This window comes from Exiguobacterium sp. S22-S28 (genome assembly GCF_043359615.1).
In the GTDB taxonomy this organism is placed as follows: Bacteria; Bacillota; Bacilli; order Exiguobacteriales; family Exiguobacteriaceae; genus Exiguobacterium_A.
In genome coordinates this window covers 71,084-92,257 of the sequence record NZ_JBHFFC010000029.1, presented here as the reverse complement: position 1 = coordinate 92,257, position 21,174 = coordinate 71,084, and the positions used below count along the sequence as shown (strand labels likewise).

The 21,174-nt window shown below is 46.9% G+C and carries 20 protein-coding genes; 5 read left to right on the top strand and 15 right to left on the bottom strand.

Features of this window, described 5'->3' with window-relative positions; translation table 11 throughout:
• Positions 1–40: 40 nt before the first annotated feature.
• The 7 genes from ACHA8N_RS12205 to zapA all read right to left on the bottom strand — a co-directional run bounded on the left by ACHA8N_RS12205 (position 41) and on the right by zapA (position 8,295).
• Entirely contained in the window at positions 41–1,714 is a 1,674-nt protein-coding gene (locus ACHA8N_RS12205) for an AMP-binding protein (protein WP_147510647.1), read from the bottom strand.
• A 172-nt stretch (positions 1,715–1,886) separates the two neighbouring features.
• Positions 1,887–2,780 (bottom strand): YitT family protein, encoded by an 894-nt coding sequence (locus ACHA8N_RS12200; RefSeq protein WP_147510646.1) that lies wholly within the window; start codon positions 2,778–2,780, stop codon positions 1,887–1,889.
• Between the two features lie 180 nt (positions 2,781–2,960).
• Complete coding sequence (locus tag ACHA8N_RS12195; RefSeq protein ID WP_012371039.1) at positions 2,961–3,368, bottom strand: DUF350 domain-containing protein; 408 nt, start codon at positions 3,366–3,368, stop codon at positions 2,961–2,963.
• A gap of 11 nt (positions 3,369–3,379) precedes the next feature.
• A complete protein-coding gene (locus tag ACHA8N_RS12190) occupies positions 3,380–5,746 on the bottom strand; it encodes an endonuclease MutS2 (RefSeq protein WP_393965898.1) in 2,367 nt (788 codons plus the stop codon).
• Positions 5,747–7,462 carry a DNA polymerase/3'-5' exonuclease PolX gene (gene polX / locus ACHA8N_RS12185; RefSeq protein ID WP_393965897.1) on the bottom strand — a complete coding sequence of 572 codons (1,716 nt, stop codon included), beginning with the start codon at positions 7,460–7,462 and terminating at the stop codon, positions 5,747–5,749.
• A gap of 45 nt (positions 7,463–7,507) precedes the next feature.
• Positions 7,508–8,056 carry a CvpA family protein gene (locus tag ACHA8N_RS12180; RefSeq protein WP_393965896.1) on the bottom strand — a complete coding sequence of 183 codons (549 nt, stop codon included), beginning with the start codon at positions 8,054–8,056 and terminating at the stop codon, positions 7,508–7,510.
• Positions 8,057–8,058: 2 nt separating this feature from the next.
• Positions 8,059–8,295 carry a cell division protein ZapA gene (gene zapA, locus ACHA8N_RS12175; RefSeq protein WP_012371043.1) on the bottom strand — a complete coding sequence of 79 codons (237 nt, stop codon included), beginning with the start codon at positions 8,293–8,295 and terminating at the stop codon, positions 8,059–8,061.
• A 116-nt stretch (positions 8,296–8,411) separates the two neighbouring features.
• Between zapA and rnhC the strand changes: the two genes are divergently transcribed.
• Positions 8,412–9,332 carry a ribonuclease HIII gene (gene rnhC, locus ACHA8N_RS12170; RefSeq protein WP_393965895.1) on the top strand — a complete coding sequence of 307 codons (921 nt, stop codon included), beginning with the start codon at positions 8,412–8,414 and terminating at the stop codon, positions 9,330–9,332.
• A gap of 20 nt (positions 9,333–9,352) precedes the next feature.
• Here the strand turns inward: rnhC and ACHA8N_RS12165 are convergent, their stop codons facing one another.
• The gene (locus tag ACHA8N_RS12165) at positions 9,353–10,822 is read right to left on the bottom strand and encodes a UDP-N-acetylmuramoyl-L-alanyl-D-glutamate--2,6-diaminopimelate ligase (RefSeq protein ID WP_393965894.1); all 1,470 of its coding nucleotides are present in this window, start codon (positions 10,820–10,822) and stop codon (positions 9,353–9,355) included.
• 122 nt (positions 10,823–10,944) lie between these two features.
• On the opposite strand from ACHA8N_RS12165, the gene tnpB reads away from it, so the two are divergent.
• The 4 genes from tnpB (at position 10,945) to ACHA8N_RS12145 (ending at position 14,278) form a co-directional block, all read left to right on the top strand.
• Complete coding sequence (gene tnpB / locus ACHA8N_RS12160) at positions 10,945–12,120, top strand: IS200/IS605 family element RNA-guided endonuclease TnpB (protein WP_393965893.1); 1,176 nt, start codon at positions 10,945–10,947, stop codon at positions 12,118–12,120.
• 196 nt (positions 12,121–12,316) lie between these two features.
• The gene (locus tag ACHA8N_RS12155; RefSeq protein ID WP_393965892.1) at positions 12,317–12,586 is read left to right on the top strand and encodes a response regulator transcription factor family protein; all 270 of its coding nucleotides are present in this window, start codon (positions 12,317–12,319) and stop codon (positions 12,584–12,586) included.
• A 73-nt stretch (positions 12,587–12,659) separates the two neighbouring features.
• Entirely contained in the window at positions 12,660–13,097 is a 438-nt protein-coding gene (locus ACHA8N_RS12150) for a MarR family winged helix-turn-helix transcriptional regulator (protein ID WP_393965891.1), read from the top strand.
• Complete coding sequence (locus tag ACHA8N_RS12145; protein WP_393965890.1) at positions 13,094–14,278, top strand: MFS transporter; 1,185 nt, start codon at positions 13,094–13,096, stop codon at positions 14,276–14,278. Before ACHA8N_RS12150 ends, ACHA8N_RS12145 begins: the two co-directional genes overlap by 4 nt.
• A gap of 85 nt (positions 14,279–14,363) precedes the next feature.
• Here the strand turns inward: ACHA8N_RS12145 and ACHA8N_RS12140 are convergent, their stop codons facing one another.
• The 7 genes from ACHA8N_RS12140 to rplT form a co-directional block, all read right to left on the bottom strand.
• Entirely contained in the window at positions 14,364–14,543 is a 180-nt protein-coding gene (locus ACHA8N_RS12140) for a hypothetical protein (RefSeq protein ID WP_393965889.1), read from the bottom strand.
• A gap of 74 nt (positions 14,544–14,617) precedes the next feature.
• A complete protein-coding gene (gene pheT, locus ACHA8N_RS12135; RefSeq protein ID WP_393965888.1) occupies positions 14,618–17,014 on the bottom strand; it encodes a phenylalanine--tRNA ligase subunit beta in 2,397 nt (798 codons plus the stop codon).
• 12 nt (positions 17,015–17,026) lie between these two features.
• Positions 17,027–18,049, bottom strand: a complete 1,023-nt coding sequence (pheS, locus tag ACHA8N_RS12130; protein WP_147510637.1) for a phenylalanine--tRNA ligase subunit alpha — start codon at positions 18,047–18,049, stop codon at positions 17,027–17,029.
• A 311-nt stretch (positions 18,050–18,360) separates the two neighbouring features.
• Positions 18,361–19,116: a TrmH family RNA methyltransferase gene (locus ACHA8N_RS12125; RefSeq protein ID WP_147510636.1), complete on the bottom strand. Its 756-nt coding sequence runs from the start codon at positions 19,114–19,116 to the stop codon at positions 18,361–18,363.
• 3 nt (positions 19,117–19,119) lie between these two features.
• Positions 19,120–20,202: a M42 family metallopeptidase gene (locus tag ACHA8N_RS12120; protein ID WP_393965887.1), complete on the bottom strand. Its 1,083-nt coding sequence runs from the start codon at positions 20,200–20,202 to the stop codon at positions 19,120–19,122.
• A gap of 12 nt (positions 20,203–20,214) precedes the next feature.
• On the bottom strand, positions 20,215–20,697 hold the full coding sequence (locus ACHA8N_RS12115; RefSeq protein ID WP_147510634.1) for a dUTP diphosphatase: 483 nt from the start codon (positions 20,695–20,697) through the stop codon (positions 20,215–20,217).
• A gap of 117 nt (positions 20,698–20,814) precedes the next feature.
• Positions 20,815–21,174, bottom strand: a complete 360-nt coding sequence (gene rplT, locus ACHA8N_RS12110) for a 50S ribosomal protein L20 (protein WP_012371057.1) — start codon at positions 21,172–21,174, stop codon at positions 20,815–20,817.

Genomic DNA, 21,174 nt, shown 5'->3' with positions numbered 1-21,174 from the left:
TGGTTCATTCATATTTATTCTATCATGCCAATTTGAGCTGTCAACTGCTTTCTTCTAGTTGTTTTGCCCGTTCTTCCTCGACTAAGACACGACGAAGGATTTTCCCGACGAACGTTTTTGGTAACTCTTGTCGGAACTCATATTGCTTCGGCACTTTGAATGACGCCAAACTTTTCCGGCAAAATTGATCGAGTTCCTCTTCTGTCGTCTTCACGTCATCTTTCAAAACGATAAAAGCTTTGACCGTTTCCCCTCGGTAAGCGTCCGGAACACCGATGACGACGGCTTCTTTGACCGCTGGATGTTCATATAAAATCTCTTCGACTTCCCGTGGATAAATATTGAATCCCGATGCGATGATCAAATCTTTTTTCCGATCAACGATTCGGAAATAATGGTCCTCGCCGACATATCCAAGATCCCCCGTATGCAACCACCCGTCACGCAAAACAGCCTGCGTATCTTCCGGCCGTTTCCAATATCCTTTCATGACTTGCGGACCACGAACAAGAATCTCTCCGATTTCCCCTGGTGCAGCAGGTGTTTCTCCATCCGGTTGTACAATTTTCGCAATCGTATCCGGAACAGGAATACCGACCGAACCCGGAACACGTTTATCCCAAATACAGTTCGTATGCGTCACAGGACTGGTTTCTGACAATCCATATCCTTCGACGATCCGTCCGCCTGTCACCTGTTCAAACTTTTCTTGTACTTCAACCGGCAATGGTGCCGATCCCGAAATACACGCTTCGATTGAGGATAAATCATATTTTTTCAATTTTGGATGATTTAACAAGCCAACATACATCGTTGGGGCGCCTGGAAACAAACTTGGTTTTTCTTTATCAATCGTCTTCAAGACTTGTTCCAAATCAAATTTCGGCAAAATGATTTGTTCATACGCATTGAACATGCCGAAGTTCAAGTTACACGTCATACCGTACACATGGAAATAAGGGACGACTGCCAATAACTTTCGCCCGTCTCCCCGAGAATACTTATAGAACCAATGACTGATCTGTTCGACGTTGGCACTTAAATTAAAGTGCGTCAACATGACTCCTTTAGGCGCACCGGTCGTCCCGCCTGTATATTGTAACACTGCAATATCTTCTTTTGGGTGAATGATAATCGGTTCAATCATTGTACTGCCGCGATGGGATAGAAAAGGAATGGACCCCGTCGTATCAATAATGATGTTATTATCTTTACGCGACTTGATTGGGTACAGTTTATTTTTAGGAAATGGCAGGTAGTCAGCAATGCTTGTCGTGACGACGGTTTTTAAAAGCGTCTTCGCTTTGACACGCGAAGCTTTCGGATACAGTAAATCCAGCGTGACAAGTATCTCTGCCCCTGAGTCGACCAAAATCTGTTCAAGTTCACGGTCCGTATACAACGGATTGACTTGAACGACAATTCCACCGGCGTATAACACCGCGTAGTAACTGATCATGTACTGCGGACAGTTCGGTAACATCAAACCCACTCGATCACCCTTCTCAAGACCGGCGTCTTGCAGAACTTGAGCAAAACTCCGCGCTTCCTGCCGGACTTCCTGAAACGTCATGCGTTTCCCGAGAAAACTAAGGGCTCTTCGCTCCGGAAACTCGTTTGCCGCCTCTTCGAGTGCTTGATAAAGCGGTACCTCACGATAGTCGATTGATGCAGGTACTTGTTCCGGATAATCCTTTAACCATGCTGATTCCATTCCATTCCCTCCTCGTAACTGAATTACTATTCATTTTTATTATACGTGTAATTCATCCATAGCGGCTAGTCCTCTGCTAAAATAAATTTCATTTTTTCCAAATTACAGGGATTTTAAGATACATGGAAAAACCACCTGTGACGACTCACAAGTGGTTGGCTTCGCATTCTGTTTAACGGGAAGGGTACGTAAATCCTTCGCCGATGACTTCACGGACTTTATGAATGACGACAAAGGCACGCGGATCCGCTGCCTCCACGATTTGTTTTAATGGCGCGAGCTGACGTTTGTCGACGATCATGTATAACATATCGTTTTTCTGTTTCGTGAAATGACCGTGGCTGTGAATCACTGTCGCACTGCGTCCCAGTGTTTCGGTCAAAATCGTGGCGATTTCTTCCTGACGGTGACTGATGATCGTCACGGCTTCACGGACGTTCAATCCTTCACTGACCAAGTCAATTAAATACGAACCGATGATGATGGCAATTAACGTATACAGCATCGTTTCTTCCCCGAACAAAAATCCGGAAGCCCCGACAACCGTCACGTCGATGATGAACATCGACACAGCAATCCCTAAATTCAAATATTTGTTCATCAATCGTGCGATGATGACACCACCGCCAGTTGTCCCGCCCGCCCGGATGACAAGACCGATTCCAAGACCAATCAAGATTCCGGCATATACCGTCCCGATAAGACGGCTGTCGGAGGTCGTCGCGAGCGATGCTGTTGACGAAAGGACAAACGATGTTGTGGCCACGGAAATGACGGAGTAGATCATCGTTTTTCGACTTAAGAAGCGGTAGCCGACGACAAAGAGTAACGCGTTGGCAATTAACGAGACTAAACCGGTATCCCATCCATACAGATAATAGAAGATGACGGTGATCCCGATCAATCCCCCTTCAGACAAGTCATTCGGAATCGTGAAGTAATTGATGCCGAATGCCAGAATGGCTGAACCGATGATGACCCAAAAGATATCTTTCCAAGAAATCAGTTGCATCGCTTCAAAGGCGCGTCGCCGTATTTCATTCGTATTCGTTTTTTTGACGTTCATAGTCGTTTCCTCCTTCATAGTTTTCCATCAATAAAAATTCCGTACTGAATCGATCTCAGCACGGACTAATCACTTGGCAGAGCCAGTTCTTTTTAATTCATAAAAATCCATAATAAACCGACGACCAAAAAGGCAATCGATACGCCGAACATAATTTTTGCTAATCGTTCTAACACCTGTTCACCCCACTAACGCTGAACCAATCACATAGGACATCCCGATCGATAACGAACAGGAAATGATGCCGACAGCGATATTTCCTTTTTCGATCTCCCGGTCGACCGGAAGATTCGGAGTTAAGAATTCAAAAATCCAATAAGTCGAAATCAATAATAAAAATCCGAACGCACTTTCTAGAAAGATGGCGCCGACACGTTGTTCGCTTTGGACGGCAAAATGAACGATATTTGCCAGACCAATGATCTTGCCGCCGGTCGCAAGCGCAACGGCGATGTTTCCACTCTTGATATGTTCCCAGTTCCGATACCGGGTTGTCAACTCAAAGAGTGCCAGCCCCATGATGATCAGTAGCCCCGCAACCGAATATAAAGCTGTCGTATAGACATAGACGTTTTCAAAAATATTCACCTAACCGCGCCTCATTTCAATTCGATGATCGTCACGCCATGTCCGCCTTCCCCTTGACCGCCTAAGCGATGGGTTTTGACATGACGGTTTCCACGTAGATATTCTTGTACTCCTTGACGCATCGCTCCTGTTCCAAGACCATGGATGACACGAATCTGTTCGTAGTTGGACAGCAAAGCCTGATCCATGAACCGGTCGAGCTTCGCCAGTCCTTCCTCGACACGGACACCACGTAAATCCAGTTCGGCTGAAGCAGCAGATTGTTTCGTGATACTTGTTCCACCAGATCGTTTTTTTATTTTCGAAGCCGCTTTGGCTTCACCGACTTTGGCCAGATCCCCCGGCTTGACGTTTACTTTCATGATGCCGACTTGGACCGTGTATTCACCGTTCGAATTTTGATTGATGATGTATCCTTTTTGGTTAAATGTCAGCACTTTTACTTCTTCGCCTTTTGCGAACACCGGAGCCTGGTTGGTTTTTGCTTTGACCTTAGCAATCCGTTGATCTTGTAACGAAGGTTTCGCTTGCTCTAGCTGCTTGCGGGCTTCAATCAGTTCATGCTCTTTAACAGCTCCCGCATCACGCAATTCTTTCAGACGCTTAATGACAGCTTCCGCTTCTTTTTGTGCCCGTTCGACAGCACGTGCTGCCTTTTCTTCTGCTTTTGCTAAAATTTCATTTTTTTCTTGATGAATCTCAGCTTGTTCCCGTTCGAACTCTTCCCGTTCTTTCAACAAGCTTTGTTGTTCTTGCAACAATTCCCGCTCCAAGGATTCCGCCCGTTGTTTCGCTTCCTCCAGTCGTCCGATCATCGTTTCAACGGACTGGGCGTCTGTTCCCACTTGATCGCGTGCCGCATCGATGACGCGGTCCTCTAAACCAAGTCGTTTCGAAATTTCAAAGGCATTCGAGCGCCCCGGTACACCAATCAGCAAGCGATACGTTGGACTAAGTGACTCGACATCAAACTCCATCGAGGCGTTGACGACACCTTCCCGGTTGTAACCGTATGCCTTCAGTTCCGAATAGTGAGTCGTTGCAGCAACGCGTGCACCGCGTCGTTTGACTTCGTCCAAGATGGCGATTGCAAGTGCCGCCCCTTCCGTTGGATCCGTTCCTGCTCCGAGCTCATCAAACAGCACAAGACTCATGAAATCAATTTTTCCCATCATCGAAACAATGTTCGTCATATGCGAACTGAACGTCGAGAGGTTTTGCTCAATCGATTGCTCATCACCAATATCCGCATAAATCGCATCAAAGACACTCAGCTCCGTCTCGTCGGCTGCCGGAACATATAAGCCGGATTGGACCATTAACTGGAGTAAACCGATTGTTTTCAGCGTGACGGTTTTCCCGCCGGTATTTGGTCCGGTAATGACAAGCGACGTAAACTCGCCGCCTAACGAAACCGTGATCGGCACAACTTCGTCATCCGGAATGAACGGATGCCGCGCTTCTTTCAAGACAATATGGCGATTTTCATTTAAGCGTGGTTCGACGGCACGAATCGTGTGTCCATATAAGGCTTTTGCCATGATGAAATCGAGCTCCGCCAAGACATCGACGTTAATCCGTAACGAATCGCCAACCGATCCGACGAGTGCCGAAAGTTGGGCTAAAATCCGTTCGATTTCCGCCCGCTCTTTCAGACGCGCTTCTTGAATTTCATTGTTAGCCGCAACGACAGCTTGCGGTTCGATGAACAATGTCGCACCGGACGCTGATTGGTCATGGACGATTCCGCCAAATGCCTGACGGTACTCTTGTTTGACCGGTACACAATATCGGTCATTCCGCATCGTCACGATGGCATCGGACAACATCTTTGACTTACTGCGTAATACGCCGTCAATTTTCGAGCGAACTTGCCCTTCAAGTGAGCGGAGTTGGCTCCGTAAGGTCCGAAGTTTATCGCTTGCCGAGTCTTGAACCGTCCCTTGATCATCGATGGCATGACGAATTCCCTGTTCGATTTCAACAAGTTTCGTAATCTGATCGATTCGACTATCAAGCGCCGGTAATCGGAGATCCGGGTGATCTTCATGCAGACGTTCCTGAAAGGCTTTAACTTGACGTCCGGAATAAACGACGTCTGCAACCGCAAGCAACTCACTTGTCGAGAGGACCGAGCCAATTTCCGCCCGTTTCACTTCACTGCGGACATCCGTCAGTCCGCCAAATGGATAACGATCGCGCAGTCGATAGACCGTAGTTGCTTCTCTCGTTAAAGCGAGCAAAGCTTTCACTTGTTCAAAATCTTCTGCCGGCTCCATCTTGCGCACAAATTGGGCACCGAGTGAACTCGCCGTTTGTTTGGCGAGTAGTTCTTTTAATTTATCGTATTCTAATACACGCAGTGCATTGGCATTCATTTACTTCACTCCTAAACGTTTTCGATCAAAAAAAGCACGCGCTTCTTCTGCTGTCCACGTATTGATGACATCGGATGGCTCCAAGTATGCTTTACGGGCATGAAGGACACCAAGTTTCATATCTTCTAACATTTCTGGACGATGGGTATCGGTATTGATCATGAGTTTGACACCAGCTGCCTTCGCTTTTGCGAGCGACGAGGCGGTTAAATCAAAACGTCCGGGATTCGCATTCAGTTCTAATGCCGTTCCGGTTTCAGCCGCGAGCTCGACCAGTCGATCAATGTTGACCGCATAGCCCTCACGGCGCCCGATAATCCGGCCGGTCGGATGAGCAATCAACGAAACGTACGGATTCCGACAGGCATTTTCAAGACGTTGCATGATCTCATCTTCCGTCTGATCAAATTTGGAATGAATCGAGGCGATGACGTAGTCCATCTCCTGTAAAAAAGCATCGTCATAATCCAGTGAGCCGTCCGGTAAAATATCCATCTCAACGCCGCATAAAATCGTCATTTCCGGATGCTTTTGACGTGCTGCTTCAATTTCAACACGTTGTTTCCGCAGTCGTTCTTCCGTTAATCCATTGACGAACTTCATATATTTACTGTGATCGGTAATGGCCATCCAGGAATATCCCCGTGCTGCACAAGCATCCACTAACTCATCGACGGACAACGTACCGTCCGACCACGTGGTATGCATGTGAACATCAGCTTTAATATCCGTCTCTTGAATCAGCGTATCTAAATCTGCTTCAAATTCCAAGCGTCCTGCCCGAAGTTCCGGCGGGATGAAGGGCAAATCATAGCGGGCAAACAAGTCTTGTTCCGTTTTGGGTTGGAACAGACCGTCCTTCGTTTCGACACCATACTCCGAGATGCTTTCGCCACGTTCTTTCGCCAGTTGCCGCATCCGGACATTATGATCTTTTGACCCCGTAAAGTGGTGTAACGTCGAAGCAAATGCCAAATCATCGACTAGTCGGAAATCAACCGCGATATACGCATCGTCCCGCTTGAGGACGATCGACACTTTCGTCTCACCGGCCGCAATGATCTCGTCAATCTGTTCGATTTCAAGTAAACGTGCCTTCACCTCTTTTGGCTGATCCGTCGAGATGATGAAGTCGAGATCCTTACACGTTTCCTCCGCCCGCCGGAAACTTCCTCCGACTTCAAAGCGGATGATTTGATCGATACCGGCTAGTGTTTGCTTCAATTCACTGACACTTTTACGCATGACACCGTACGGTAATCGTTCTGGTCGTGTTTCAAACGTTTCCAGTGCTTTACTGTATTTTTCAACCGTCTTTTTACCAAAACCGGGCATTGCTTCTACTGTGCCGTCTGCCAGTTTCTCAGCAAAGGAATCGGCATCAATGACACCGACTTCATGTAATTTCGCCAACTTCTTGCCACCGAGTCCCGGTATCTTCAACAGGGCAATCAATCCTTCCGGTACTTGCTGCTCAAGTTCCGTCAATGCCGTACTCGTACCGGTATCACGAAATTCCTCAAGTACAGTGGCCGTTCCCTTTCCGATCCCTTTCATCGCTGTGAAATCATCGATTTCCATAAAATCAAGCTCCGCCGCCTCCAGTATACCGGCAGCCTTACGAAACGCATTGATTTTAAACGGATTTTCCCCTTTTACTTCGAGATATACCGAGATTCGCTCTAAATGTCGAATCGCATCTTGTGTTGTCCGCATGTTCAATTCTCCCCTCAAAAAAAGCTCCCATTCAACGGGAGCACGTTATTTTATCAAACCAACTTTTTGCATCAACCAATCTGCGAGCACAGGTGTGTGCTGAATCATGAACGAGGCCAAACTCGAGTCGGCAATGGCATCTTGAATCGACTGAATCGGTGCAAAGGCTGCCAAGAATAGGAGCAGGAAGATGAAAATGTACATCTCGATGAATCCGAATACTCCACCTAACAGTCCTTTCACTTGCTTCAAGATCGGGATGTTCGTCAGTGAATCAAACATTGCAAGAATGATCGACAAGATGATTTTCGTCGCAAAAAACAGGACGATGAACCAAAAAGCTTTATAAAACACCTCGTCTAACCCAACTGAACTCGGAATTGAAAACATCGTCAAATCAATCCCGGCATCATCCAGTGTCGAGGGATAGGGAACCCATAGTTTAAATTTTTCAGCCAGCTCATCGTAAAATGACAAGGCAACGATAAAGGAGATAATCAGGCTCAACAAATGTCCTGCCTGCAAAATCACTCCACGACGGACACCCGTCATCGTACCTAAAGCCAAAAACAACAAAATTACGAAAGAAATCATGTTTACAATTCACCCAAATTCTTTTTGATTTTCACATAATCACTACCGATATTGAGAGCTGCTAAGACAGCAATTTGACGAACATCAAGTTGTGGTGCCTGGTCTCTGATTTCACGAATTTTTGTATCCACGAGGAGACCCACTTCGCGTACATGTTCAGGTGACTCCGTTCCGACAATCGTATAATCATTCCCTGCGATATGAATCGTCGTCCGGTTCAACCCTTCTGAATCAGCCATTTTTCTGTCCTCCTCATACTTTGCTTCTTTCATATAGTACCATCATTTTTGAAATAGGAAAAGAAGTCCACCATCCGTCTTAAGGATGGTATGCTTATTTTGAAAGGGTGATCGTTATGGGAACCGTCGTATTAAAGTTAACAAAAGAAAAACAAGAAACCGTGATATCCGATTTCGCGCAACAAGGAATATCCCCTCCACCTTATGCCCGTTTCGCCGCCCGGACGACAGGATGTATTTTAACCGTCTACAACTCGGGAAAAGTTATGTTTCAAGGACAGGCAGCCGAATCCATTGCTGCCCGGTATGGTACTCCTGCTGCCAAAAAGGCACCTTCGACAGCAAGCAATTCTCTGCCTGCGGACTTTTCTTCCTGGTCAGTTGTCGGAAGTGATGAAGTCGGGAAAGGCGATTTCTTTGGTCCGTTAGTCGTCGTTGCCGCGTACGTCGATCAATCAAAAATCGAACTGCTTCGTGAACTCGGTGTCCGTGATTCCAAGAACGTCTCCGATACGGAAATCCGGAACATTGCCCGTGACCTGCACAATGTCGTTCCATATGAATATCGGATCCTGCACAATCCGGAGTACAATCGGATGCAGCGGACGATGACACAAGGTAAGATGACGGCTTTGCTTCACAACTCGGCACTGAACGGTCTGCTCGATCAACTGGATACACCACCTCAAGCCATATTGATTGATCAGTTTGCTGAAAAAACAACGTACTATAAACATCTGTCCGGAGAAGCCAGACAGGTCAAAGATAACGTTTATTTTTCCACAAAGGCAGAAGGATTACACGTCGCTGTCGCAGCCGCCTCGATTTTAGCTCGTGCCATCTTTTTAAAAGAAATGGATCAGCTCAGCCGACAGACCGGAACTGAAATTCCAAAAGGTGCTGGTGCGAAAGTAGACCAAGTCGCTGCTTCACTTTTACTCCGCTATAGAGCAGAACGCCTGCAGCAATGGACGAAATTTCATTTCGCCAACACTAAAAAAGCACAGGCTTTAGCCGAAAAACGGAACCGACCATGATTTCAAATATGGTCGGTTTTTTACATGGCAGACTCATGGCCGGACAGCCGTCCTAATTCTTCCGTCAAAATCTCCATCTCATCAAACGGAATATCTTGCATTCCAATCCGTTCAAACCGCTCGTGTCCTTTACCAACGATGACGATCCGCTTTCCGGTCAAGGCGATTTTTGCTGCAATCTGCAAAGCTTCTTTTCGTGTTTCATGACAGGTGATGATTTTTCGCGGCGCAATCTCAGCAATCAATTCCGTAATGATTCGTTTCGGATTTTCCATTCTTGGATCATGAACGGTGACAATGATTCCTTCGCAATATTGACTTGCGATTTGTCCCATCGCACTTCGTTTCGAACGATCACGTTCTCCCGCCGCGCTTAAAACCATATATAACGGTTCATCTGGAACAGACAATGCCTTCAAACATTTCTCTAAGCCATCCGGCGTGTGGGCATAATCGATATACACCTCGCACCCTTCAAACGGTACACGTTCCAAACGTCCTTTCGGTAAACGAAGCTCGGGGATATGTTGGATCAGGCGGTACATATTGACCTCACCTGCTTTCAGTAAACCGATTGCCGCCGCCAGATTAGCCGCATTGAAGTCTCCGAGTAAAAAAACGGGAACTTCCGTGATCGTCCCGTCGAGTTGGACAGAAACCGTCTCTTCTTTCCACTCTACTGTAACTCGGGCTGATGAATCTGCTTTTGTCGCATACCAAATGACAGGTACTCCCTTTGCTGCATGTGCCATGATTCGGCTTGTTTCATCCGCCTCATTTAGGACGACAGCCTGACCTCCGCTCACTGCGACTTGTTTAAACAACAAGGATTTCGCATTCGCATATTCTTCCATCGACGCATGATAATCCAAATGATCATGCGTCAAGTTCGTAAATGCCGCAGCATACAATCGGACTCCTTCTATTCTTCCTTCCATCAAGGCATGCGACGATACTTCGAGCACACAATCCGTTACTCCACGCTCTACCATCTGATAAAGTATGCGGTGTAAAATGACTGCCTCCGGGGTTGTATTCGGTGTATCGATCATCTCCCCGTCAATCATTGCTCCTACTGTACTGATCATTCCGGAACGGTGACCGGCTGAACGAAACAAGTCATACGTCAGTTTGGTGGTCGTTGTTTTTCCATTCGTACCTGTAATTCCATATACCCGGAGCTTTTGACTCGGGTGATCGTAAAATAAATCTGCCACTTTTCCCGCAGCGTGTTTCGTATCTGGTAAGACAATTATCGGAATGGTGAGTCCTTCAATCCGTTCTTCCGCTAAAATGGCTGCCGCCCCGTTGCCAACTGCTTCTTGCGCATACTGATGTCCGTCAACCGTATAACCCCGGACACAAATAAATAAACTGCCTGCCGTCACTTGGCGTGAGTCTGTCTCAATGCTCATAACAATCGGGTCTTCCTCACATGTAAGCTGAAATAAGGCAATTAATTCTGACAAGTGTTTGTATGGACGATTCATGGTGTATGTTCTCTCCTTTTTTCAAAATTAGGCGATTCATCTCCCACTTCTAAACGAAGTGAAAGTGGGAGATGAATCGCCAGTCTGCCTTTCGGGTATAGTTCCTTTGAAGGAGGTGAAAAATGGTGTCGAAGCACAAGGCCTACAAATTCAGAATCTACCCTACAAAAGAGCAGGAAATCCTGATCGCGAAGACGATCGGTTGTTCGCGCTTCGTTTTTAACCACTTCTTGGCGAAGTGGGATGAAATGTACAAGACCACTGGAAAAGGACTGTCCTACGGTTCTTGTTCTAAAGAAATTCCTTTGTTGAAGCAGGAGTTTGACTGGTTGAAGGAAGTCGATAGCACATCTGTTCAAATCAGCGTCAAACATCTTGCTGATGCGTTTGACCGCTTCTTCAAGAAGCAGAACGAACGCCCTCGTTTCAAGTCGAAGCGCCATCCCGTCCAGTCGTACAAAACCAACATCCAAGGCAAAAACCAGCTTCCTGAAGTCTCGATTGGATGCAACAAGCTCAAACTTCCGAAGCTGAAATGGGTTCGTTTCGCCCACTCGAAACAGGTCACAGGCCGTATCTTGAACGCCACGATCCGACGTAACGCTTCAGGAAAATACTTCGTTTCCCTGCTCGTCGAGCAGGAAATCAACGAGCTGCCAAAGACCGGTTCATCTGTCGGCGTTGACGTCGGACTCAAGAACTTCGCCATCCTGTCGGACGGCACGGTCTACAAGAACGACCGTTACTTCCGTACCCTCGAGAAGAAACTGGCGCACGAGCAGCGCAAGCTCTCCCGCCGTCAGCTCATCGCATTGAATAAGAAAGTGAAGCTTTCCGAGTCTAAGAATTATCAGAAGCAAAAGCGGAAGGTCGCCCGTATCCACGAGAAGATCGCCAACAAGCGCACCGACTTCCTGCACAAGGTATCGACCGAGATCGTCCAAAACCACGACGTCATCGGGATCGAGACCTTGCAGGTGAAGAACATGCAGAGGAATCGCAAGTTGAGCAAGTCCATCTCAGACGTCAGTTGGTCGGCGTTCTTCCACATGCTGGAGTACAAGGCGGACTGGTACGGGAAGACCGTAGTGAAAGTCGGCAAGACCTTCGCTTCCAGTCAACTGTGCTCCAGTTGCGGACATCAACACAAAGACGTGAAACATCTCGGCTTGCGTGAATGGACATGCCCGAGTTGCGGGATCCATCACGACCGAGATATGAACGCAGGACTGAATCTTAAACAAGAAGCCGAACGCATTTTAGCTTCTTCAACCGTCGGGACGACGGGGTTAGCCTGATCAGGTTTCGACCGTCAGGTCGGATAACTCAGGAATCCTTCACCTCTAAGTGAAGCGTAGGTGGAGGTAGTTCAAGTGTAAACGAACGGTAGCTACATTCTGACTGGTTTTGTCTAAAAAAGAATACACGTCAATTCATCTTCAGTTAAGCTTCAGATAGCCATGATACAAATGAAAGGATTTGATCTTGGGATTGATGATTACATCGCCAAACCTTTTTACGTTACGTATCTTGTTGCGCAGCATTGAAGCCATCATTCGACGCCTTCAAACAAATATCGAAGCAGAACTCTCTTTTCGTAAAATTACCCTATTTCCGGCAAGCTATAACGTTTTAATTTCTGGTAATACTATCATTTTGACGTTAACAGAACGCAGGCTAATGGAACGTTTAGGTGTCGCGGCGCATCTGCACGGTACGAGGGATCACGTGACGGTTCAAATCGTTTTTCCAAAAACATCTTGAATCGCCTTGCCAACATCCTCTTGGATTCGGTATACTCCTTTAAGTTAACTAGTTAACTTAAAGGAGGTTTTTTATGTCCGCCCACCAAGAAGACTTACTGAGTCAATTGTCCAAAGTAGCACGCCTCGTCAAACGCGACATCGATGTCGCGCTTGCTCCGTTTTCGTTACACACCGGTCAATGGGCTTTAATAAAGGCTGTTGCGATACTTGAACCCGTATCACAAGTCGCTTTATCCAAATATTTGGTCATTGAAAAACCAGCTGTCACGAAAACCGTCACGCGACTCGAGACACTCGGCTTCATTTCTCGGACAGGATCTGGTCGAAAACGTACCGTCACCTTGACGCGACAAGCACATGATGTTTTTGAAGCAATGGATCGAGCAGTCCAGGCTGCCCATCAGCGTTTTTTAGAAACGCTTTCGAACGACGAACAGCAGATGATGGGCTCCATCCTGACACACCTGCTGGCGACACACCGCCCCGATGAACAGGAGGAGCTCCATTGAAAAACCGTTTATTCCATCGCCACTATGTCCTGACGCTTGTGATCAACCTGTTTCTGTTCATCACATTTTATTTATTAAATGCTTCCTTGCCGTTACTGGCCGCTAAACGGTTCGATGTCTCACAAGCGGCACTCGGTTGGGTCGTGACAAGCTTCATTTTAGCAACCGTCTGTTCACGCCCCTTGATCGGTCATTGGCTCGATCGATTTGACTTAAAGCGGATGTTACTTCTGTCGGCAGGATTGTTTACGTTCATGAGTCTGTTATATGTCTTTGTCCTGCCGCTCGACTCGTTCATCTATCTGATTGCCGTCCGAGTGTTACACGGATTTAGTTTTGGTATGTTATCTTCCTCCATCAGCTTGGCTGTGACGACACTCATTCCGAAATCACGCCAAGGAGAAGGTATGGGCTATTTTGTTCTTTCGATGAATCTGGCTTCCGTTTTAGGTCCGGTCATCGGGTTGGCATTGATTCAACAACAAGCGTTCTTCGTCTATTTCATCATGGTCGCTTTACTCGCACTGGTTTCGTTTATGCTCATGATTCGTCTTCCTTTGACGAGTCAGCATGTGCCGAGCACACAGGTGTTCCGTCTGCACCAGTCCTTATTTTTATCGCGTCCTTTATTGCTCGCTGCTACGATTCTCGCCGGCGTCGCGATTTCCAGTACATCTGCCTTCATTTCACTTTATGCGGATACAATCGGACACATTACGTATGCCTCTTATTTTTATGCCGTCGTCGCACTTGGGATGGTCGCGATTCGTCCTTTGGCCGGAAAATGGTTTGATCAAAAAGGTCCCGGCTTCGTCTTGTTTCCGTCTTTTGGTTTGTATGCCATCGGCTTTTTGATTTTAGGCATATTTCCCTCGCTCTTTGGACTGTTGCTGGCCGCTCTGATCATTGGTGTCGGTTCTGCCTCAATTTTCCCCGGTCTTCAAACGGTCATGCTGACGTATGCCGCTCCGCATCAGAAGGGAAAAGCCATCTCCACCTTTTTCTTGGCATATGATAGCGGTTTTGGTCTCGGCGCTTTACTGCTCTCAAGCCTTGCAGCAGGCATCGGTTACTCGAAGATGTTCTTGTTTTGCAGCATCATCGTCCTTACCAGTGGTTTCATCTATTTTGTATTCAACCGTCAAAATCAACCTCCCCACGACCAAAAGCTTGCTTCTTGATTGCTTCATATATGAAAAAACACCGGATGCTTTCCTCTTCCGTTAAGAACGGTGGAGGTCATCCGGTGTTTTTTGTATCGGTGCATCAACGTGATACCGTTTGTAGGTATACATTCGTTCTCATTTGAAAACGTTGTGGCTTCAGTTCGATGATATGATCCGCTGCGCGCGCGACTGTAATCACGCAACGATTCAGTTGTTGAAACAAATGAATCGTATCAGCCGCGGTTTTCTCATCAAACGCTCCTGTCGGCTCATCCGCCAAAATAATAGTTGCTTTCGCCGCTCTTACCTGTGTAGCGAATGGCTTTTAAGCCAGTCCGCAAATGCTGTTAATTATTAAGCACGCAACTCGGCGTCAAACGTCGATTGGAGTGCTTCGACCACCTGTTGATGAGCTGTCGTGACTTCCTCATCGACGAGTGTTCGCTCTTTATTTTGATAACGTAATGAAAATGCGAACGATTTCTCATCGGCCCCAACGTTATCACCTGTATATACATCAAACAGTTCCACTTGCTTCAGCAGCGGTCCCGCAGCCTGCGTAATGACGGTCTCCACTTCGCTTGCGGATACAGAACGTTTAAGAACAATCGCAATATCCCGTGTCATTGACGGGAAACGCGAGATTTCTTGATAGATACGAGCCTCTTTTGAATGGAGTGCCATCGCATCCAGTTCGAACACATAAACTTCTTTCAAACCATATTCTTCTTTTGATAATCCCGGATGGACTTGTCCGATGAAACCGATTGCCTCACCGTCAAGGAAAATCCGTGCTGTCCGTCCCGGATGCATCGACGGGAGAACTACTGCTTCATATGATAATGTGACATCAAGTGACTCAGCGAGTGTTTCGACGATCCCTTTCATGACGAAGAAGTCTGCTTTGACTTGCGTTCCGTGCACCCGGTGTTGTTCTGTCAGACCTACCATCATGCCGGCAACCATCTCTTGCTCAATCGGTAACGTCTCAAGCGAAGCATCCCGTTGCAAATATACACTGCCGAGTTCATAGTAAGCTAAATCTGCATGTTGGCGCGCGACATTATGTTGTGCAACTTCCAACATTCCAGGCAGTAACGAGGTCCGGAGTGTCGATCGGGCTTCACTGATTGGCATAGCTAATTTAACAGGATGCAGATCCTGCTGCTCGTTAAACTGCATCGCCCGTTGTTCGCTCGTCAACGAGTACGTGATTGCTTGAGACAATCCGGCACCTTGAAGAAGACGACGAATCTGACGGCGGTGTTGATTACGTTTGGGCAGGAATCCGCGACTTGCTTCCCGCGGCAGGCTTGAAGTCAGCGCGTCGTAGCCATAGAGTCGCGCAACTTCTTCTGCTAAATCCGCCGGAATCATCAAATCTTGACGCCGTGTCGGTACACTGACTGTTAAAGCATCTGCCGATAATTCGACTTCAAGACCGAGGCGTTCCAACAGATCTTTCATGACTGTCCCTTCAATTTCCATACCGAGACGGTGGTTGATATACGAGACACTGGCTTCAATTAAACGATCTTCGAGTTCCAGTGTGCCGGCCTGGGCAATACCGGAAAGAACTGTTCCACTTGCCACTTCTGCAATCAACATCGCCGCACGGTCAAGTGCCAACAGCACTCGACGTGGATCAACACCTTTTTCGAAACGGGAACTTGAATCTGAACGCAGCCCCAGAACACGGCTTGTTTTACGGACAGAAGTCGGTGCAAAGTATGCAGACTCAAGGATGATTGATGTCGTCGTCACATCTACTTCCGTATTCGCCCCGCCCATGACACCAGCCAGTGCGACCGGACGTTCACCATCTGTGATAACGAGCATCGATGGGTCGAGTGTCCGTTCCACTTCATCCAGTGTCTGGAACGTTTCCCCGGCTGCCGCTTGTCGAACGACAATCTGTTGACCGAGTTTTTCCGCATCAAAAGCATGGAGTGGTTGCCCTGTCTCCAGTAAAACAAAATTCGTAATGTCGACAACGTTGTTGATTGGACGAATTCCGTTTGCAATCAGACGATTTTTTAACCAGAGTGGTGATTCGGCAATGACGATGTTCCGAATTTCACGTGCTGCGTAAAAAGAACAGGCTTCTGAATCCAGTCGGACTTCGAGACCCGTAGTTGCAGACGTTTCCGTCACTTCGACCGTCGGGAAAACCGGTTTCGTATTCAAGATTCCCGCGACTTCGTGGGCGACGCCGTACATGCTGAGACAGTCCGAACGGTTTGGTGTCAGCCCAAGCTCCAAGATTTCATCATGCATCCCGAGTACTTCTAATACGTCTTGGCCCGGTGCAACTTTTTCACGGAACGTATGGATTCCGTCCTGCTCGTCTTCTCGGATGTATTTTTTCTCGAATCCAAGTTCTTCAAGAGAACAGATCATGCCTTCTGAAACGACTCCACGGAGTTTCGCCCGTTTGATTTTGATTCCCGGAAGGCGTGCGCCAACACGCGCTACGATGACATCTTGTCCGACATCGACGTTCGGTGCACCGCAGACGATTTGAACCGGCTCGTCTTGCCCGATATCAACTGTCGTCACATTTAATTTGTCGGCTTCCGGATGTTTCTCCTTCGTCAAGACACGACCGACGACGATGTTGTTCAAGTCAGCGTCGCGCACCTCAACACCTTCAACTTCAATCCCACTTTTCGTAATCAAGTCGGCTAATTCCTGACCTGATGTTTGACGCACATCCACAAATTCTTGTAACCATTGTTTTGAGACTAACATCTGTTTTCCCCCTTAAAACTGTTCGCTGAAGCGAACGTCATTCGTATAGAAGTGACGAATATCATCGACACCATATTTCAACATGGCGATTCGCTCAATCCCCATTCCGAAGGCAAAGCCGGACATTTTTGTACTGTCATATTCCGCCATTTCCAGCACGTGCGGATGAACCATACCTGCTCCCAAAATTTCAATCCAACCTGTCTGTTTGCAGATGTTGCAACCTTTACCGCCACATTTAAAGCACGATACATCGACTTCGACCGATGGTTCAGTGAACGGGAAGAAACTTGGACGTAAACGAATTTCACGCGCTTCGCCGAACATCTGCTTCACAAATGCTTCGAGCGTCCCTTTTAAATCGGCCATCGAAATCTCTTCACCGACGACCAAACCTTCCACTTGCATGAATTGGTGAGAGTGCGTCGCATCATCTTCATCCCGGCGATAGACTTTACCAGGGCAAAGAATCCGGATGGGTTCTCCTTTTGAAGCGAGCATTGTCCGGGCCTGAACCGGTGACGTATGCGTCCGCATCAAAATTTCATCTGTGATATAAAATGAATCCTGCATATCACGAGCCGGATGATCCTTCGGTAAATTTAACATTTCGAAGTTAAACAAATCTTGCTCGACTTCCGGTCCCTCGGCAATCGTATAACCGAGTCCAACGAAGATATCTTCGATTTCATCTGTTACTTGTTGTAATAAGTGGGCTTGTCCAACTTGTTTCGAACGACCGGGAAGTGTTACATCAATCGCCTCGAGTGCCAATTTCGCATTCATTTCCTGTTGTTTGACATCCGCAAGTCGCTGTTCAAGTTCTACTTGAATCGCGCCACGAACCGTATTGGCGATTTCGCCCACGACCGGACGTTCCTCTGCTGATAACTTACCCATTCCACGCAGAACTTCTGTAATCGGTCCTTTTTTTCCAAGATATTTGATCCGAACATCATTCAGTTCTTTTTGTGTGCCAGCCTGCTTCACCAGTTGCAGGGCTTCATCACGAAGCGCTTCTAATTGTTCCCGCATGTTCCTCACTCCTTCTTTAAAATAAAAAAAATCGTCCCTCCGGCATTATGCCGAAGGGACGATTCAATTTCATCGTGGTACCACCCTTGTTCAACTTGAATTCATCAAGTCCTCAAGCAGCGCGATAACGGGCGCTTCCCGTCACGATTTCTCGTGCGACTCCGGAGTGAATTCAGCTAGCGGATTCATAAGGAAGCTTTCAGTCCAAGGCTTCCTCTCCCTGATTGAATCGTTTTCTAACCTACTCTGTTCCATCATTGTCTCGTTAAATGTTCTGCTGTCATTTACTTTAACATGACCGCGTTTGTGATTCAATCAGCCGGAGCAAAATGATACAGTAAAATTCCGGCAGCAACTGCGGCGTTCAACGATTCTGCTTTTCCGCGAATCGGGATATAAGCCCGCCCGTCACATTGATCGAGTAATTCCGGCGCGACACCTTGCGCTTCATTTCCGATGATTAATCCGATGGCGCCAAGATTTTCAACATCTGTATAAGGCTGTGCCCCGCGTAAATCCGTTCCTAAGATAAAGACTCCGAGTTCATGTAAATCTTGAATGGCATCTTCCAGTGACATCATGATTACGGGCAGGTGGAAAATCGATCCTTGCGTCGCCCGGAGAACTTTACTGTTATAAACGTCAACCGTTCCATGTCCAATGATGACCCCATCAAATCCGGCAGCATCTGCTGTCCGAATCATGGTTCCGACATTACCCGGATCCTGAAGACGGTCAAGCAACAGATAACGCCCACGCTCCAAGCGTTCTGTCTGTTCCTTCATTTCACAGACTGCGAAAATCCCTTGCGTCGTTTCTGTTTCGGAAAGAACTTTTGCGACCGATTCATCAATCGTAATCAGGTCAGCGGCATTCTTTTTCCAAGAACCCGGTACTTGAACATCTTCTCGGACAATCAATTCTTTGATAATTCCTGCACGAACGGCTTCTTCCACCAAATGTTCTCCTTCAATTAGAAAACGTTTTGATTGCAAGCGTCCTTTTTTCGTCAGTAATTTTTTCCACTGTTTGACGATCTCATTTTTTGCAGATGAAATATGTTTCATAATTTACCCCTCATAAATCGCTTGGACCGTCTCTGCGTCCAAACGTTTCGTGACCGCGACAATCAAGTCGACGGCCGCTTCAAAATCTGCTTTATGCATGATCGAAACGTTTGTATGCAAGTAGCGGATCGGAACTGTTAAGGCAAGAGAAGGTACTCCTGTATGCGACAGGTGGAACTTCGCTGCATCCGTTCCGCCACCCGGTGTCAGATCCAATTGATATTTAATATTTTCTTCTTTGGCAACAGTCGTTACGAAGTCAACCAAACCACGGTGTGCTATCATCGTTGCGTCAAAGATAATGACTTGAACACCTTCTCCGAGTTTCGATAGCGCTTCCCGATCGGTCATCCCCGGTGTATCACCCGGAATACCCGTATCGACTGCAAACGCAATCGTCGGACGAAGCAAGTTTGCGATCGTTTGAGCACCACGTAATCCGACTTCTTCTTGAACCGTAGCACCGGCAAAAATCGTATTCGGATGTCCATCTGCTTTCAGACGCTTAATGGCTTCAATCGCAATTGCACAACCTATCCGGTTATCCCATGCTTTGGCCATTAAGAAGTTATCATTTTTCATCACAGTAAATTCGCAATGCGGTACAACCGTATCTCCCGGTCGGACTCCCCATCCTTCGACTTCTTCTTTTGAAGTCGCCCCGATATCAATGAACATATCCTTGATCTCGACTGGTTTATTGCGCGCTTCCGGTGGTAAAACATGAGGTGGTTTTGCTCCGATGACACCCGGGATGACTTCACCAGATGACGTGACAATATTCATACGCTGCGCGAGAAGAACTTGTCCCCACCATCCGCCGAGTGGTTGGAAACGAAGGAATCCTTTTTCATCAATCTTTGTGACCATGAATCCGACTTCGTCCATATGACCGGCAATCAAAATTCGTGGCGCATCTTCTCCTGCCCCTTGATGTTCAGCAAACAAACTTCCTAATCCATCTTGGTGAAAGGCTTCTGCGTGTGGTTCAAGATACTCTCGCATCAATTGACGGACTTCTTTCTCATTCCCGGGAACACCCGTTGCGTCTGTAAGACGTTTCAGCATATGTAATTGTTCGTTCATCTGATTTCCTCCTCAGTACCCGTTGTCTTGGCGAACGTGATTCGCCTCGTTTTTTGCGACATAAGCTTTGAAAATCATTTCTTGTGTAAATCCAAGTGTAGCACCTAATGCTAAGTAGGCACCAATTAAAACCTCGTAACTTTGCTCTGTTCGCGAAATGGCGAACACATTTGTTTTGTTATAGACATCTAAAAAGGCATCTGTTGCCGTCAAATAGTAATCGCCTTCGACAAATGCATGTTTGCGATAATCTAATGAAAGTCCTAACGAAAGCAGGAAATGAACACCATCGACGTATTCTTCAAGAATCGTGACTTGAGCCGATGGTCCTTTTGTCGACCAGAATTTAAAACAACGCGTTTCGTTCGCCAGTTCACCCAGCTCGACTAACAGCGCCAGTAAACGTTCGTCAAATTGATTTCCCGTCAAATTATGTTCTGACTGAATTCGTTTATCTAATTGTTCCTGCATTTCAAAAAGTGTCAACCAGTCCATCTTAATTCTCCTTTTACTCTAAAAAAATTACCTTAGCGTACAAAAACGTGCTTTTTTATTTTACCATGAATCCAAAAAAAACGTCGGAGAATTAAATTCCCCGACGAATGGTTGAACTTAAGCGTTCAATTTTGCTTTTGCTGTGTCAGCAAGTGAAGCAAATGCAGTTGCATCTGTAACTGCGAGGTCAGCGAGCATCTTACGGTTAACGTCGATACCTGCTAATTTAAGACCATGCATCATGCGGCTGTAAGAAAGACCGTTGATACGTGCAGCCGCATTGATCCGAGTGATCCAGAGGCGACGGAAGTCACGTTTCTTTTGACGACGGTCACGGTAAGCATACATGAGTGATTTCATGACCTGCTGTTTTGCAACCTTGAAGAGTGTATGTTTCGAGCCGTAATAGCCCTTAGCTAATTTGAGTTGTTTTTTACGACGTTGACGAGTCGTATATCCGCCTTTTACGCGTGGCAT